The organism is Mycobacterium sp. TH-M82 (genome assembly GCF_057473605.1).
The window spans coordinates 1-1,540 of sequence record NZ_JBYCKY010000137.1; the positions used below are offsets into that span (position 1 = coordinate 1).

The window sequence follows — 1,540 nt, forward strand, 5'->3', positions numbered from 1 at the left end:
TCGCCCTGATCAGCTACTACTTCGGCGCGAAGAGGGGCCTGATCAGCGAAGCCCTCGCCTTGTCGGCCAACCCCGCCGATGTCCTCGACCGGGTTGCCGGCGAAGGCGATTCCGCCACGTTTGCCCAGCGCACCTTGCAAGAACTACTCGCACTGTGGGACGAGCCGGACAGTGGTGCACCGCTGCGCGCGTTGATAGCCGGCGCCGCCCACGACCCGGCGCTCGCACGCCTGGTGAAGGAGATGGTGGAACGGGAGATGATCGACAAGGTCGCAACCCGGATAGGCGGAGCCGACGCCCATAAACGTGCCGCCGCGCTCTGTGGGCACATCGCAGGCCTATTCGTGATTCGGTACATCGTGCAGCTCGAACCAGTCTGCTCTATGACCCGTGATGAAATAATCCGCCTCTACGCCCCTCCGCTGCAGCTCGCGTTGAGGCCGGTCACCCGAGCGCACGCTGGCATGCGCTGAGCGCCATGCCGCGGCGCATCGGTACACGGGGGCCGCGCCGGGAATTCGCGAACAATGTTGCGCAACTTGATAAATACGACGACAGCGACAATCCGACACGGCACGCGCCTCTCGTCGCGGCGAATCGACCACGCGGGCTGAGTCATTCGACGATCGTGGCAGCCGCGGCGATGGTGGCGGCAATACGGCTACGATGTTGCACCATGCGCACACCCGAAAGGAGCTCGCAGGGCGCGAACGGGACTCCGATCGCGGGGCGCGGAGGCGCGGCCCGCACCATCCGGGGCTTGGATCCAGACCAGCGCAGAGCAAAGCGCCGCGAGCAACTCTTGGCCGCCGCCTTGGAACTGTTTGCCGACAAGGGCTACATCAACACCTCGATCGAGCAAATCTGCCAGGACGCCTGCGTGGGCAACAAAGCTTTCTATGAATTGTTCGCCAGCAAGGAAGATTGCTACGCGGCGCTGTTGCGCGAGATCAGCGAACAGATCAAACAGGATGTGTCGCAGGCCGCTCGGCAACTGACCCACGAGGACCCCGACGAGGCGATCGGTATCCTGCTGAGCACCTTTGCCCACGCTGCGGTCGACGATCCCCGGGTCGCCGTGGTCGCTTTCCGCGACGTCGGTGGGATTTCCTCCGACGTCGAACGTCAGCGCCGGGAGAACCGCCGTTGGGTCGCGGCGTTTTTCGAACAGTTCTGGCGCCGTTATGAGATCACAAAGAGTCACACCGGCGACGATCGTGCCCAATCCCACGCGTTGGCGTTGGGAACCGCGGGTGGGATCTTCGAAATCGTGGCCAGCTGGTTGCACGCCGACAGCCTCGACGAACCTGAGCTCTCCGCTCTGATCGCCGATCTGACGGCGTTCGTCACCATGGTGCAGGACGGGTTGCTCGCGCAGCACTCACAGCGCCGGCCGAATCGCGACAACTGAACAACGACGACGCCGGATCGCGCGCAACCCTCCCGCCGGGCGCGCGGCGCCACGTGGTGCGCACGCAGGGGTGAGACCGCCTCAGACCTCGCCGTCAGTACGAGATCCGTTGGCGCCCGCGCCGACGGA

At 64.9% G+C, this 1,540-nt stretch carries 2 protein-coding genes; both read left to right on the top strand.

Features of this window, described 5'->3' with window-relative positions:
* A partial coding sequence (locus AC2VON_RS04090) for a TetR/AcrR family transcriptional regulator (RefSeq protein WP_486951791.1) occupies positions 1-473 on the top strand: 473 nt, incomplete at its 5' end.
* Between the two features lie 203 nt (positions 474-676).
* Positions 677-1,411, top strand: a complete 735-nt coding sequence (locus tag AC2VON_RS04095) for a TetR/AcrR family transcriptional regulator (RefSeq protein WP_486951792.1) — start codon at positions 677-679, stop codon at positions 1,409-1,411.
* Positions 1,412-1,540: the final 129 nt, after the last annotated feature.

Bases quoted from the DNA above. Each gene is read 5' to 3' on its own strand.
- AC2VON_RS04095 (WP_486951792.1), top strand. From the start codon at position 677: ATGCGCACACCCGAAAGGAGCTCGCAGGGCGCGAACGGGACTCCGATC.